Origin of the sequence: Bacillus sp. EKM202B (genome assembly GCF_011066025.1) — a bacterium.
GTDB classification, from domain to species: Bacteria; Bacillota; Bacilli; order Bacillales; family Bacillaceae_G; genus Bacillus_A; species Bacillus_A toyonensis.
This window is the reverse complement of record NZ_JAAMNK010000136.1, coordinates 1-242: the sequence shown is the minus strand read 5'-3', so window position 1 is coordinate 242 and position 242 is coordinate 1. Positions and strand designations below refer to the sequence as shown.

Genomic DNA, 242 nt, shown 5'->3' with positions numbered 1-242 from the left:
GCCATTAGCTCAGTTGGTAGAGCATCTGACTTTTAATCAGAGGGTCGAAGGTTCGAATCCTTCATGGCTCACCATTTACAATTTAATGCGGGTGTAGTTTAGTGGTAAAACAAGAGCCTTCCAAGCTCTGGTCGAGAGTTCGATTCTCTTCACCCGCTTTTTAATTATGGGCCTATAGCTCAGCTGGTTAGAGCGCACGCCTGATAAGCGTGAGGTCGATGGTTCGAGTCCATTTAGGCCCA

Annotated in this window: 2 tRNA genes; both read left to right on the top strand. The window is 47.1% G+C overall.

The features are described from left to right. Positions 1-87: 87 nt before the first annotated feature. Positions 88-158 (top strand) — tRNA-Gly (locus G9F74_RS29740). A 10-nt stretch (positions 159-168) separates the two neighbouring features. Further along, a tRNA-Ile gene (locus G9F74_RS29735) sits at positions 169-242 on the top strand.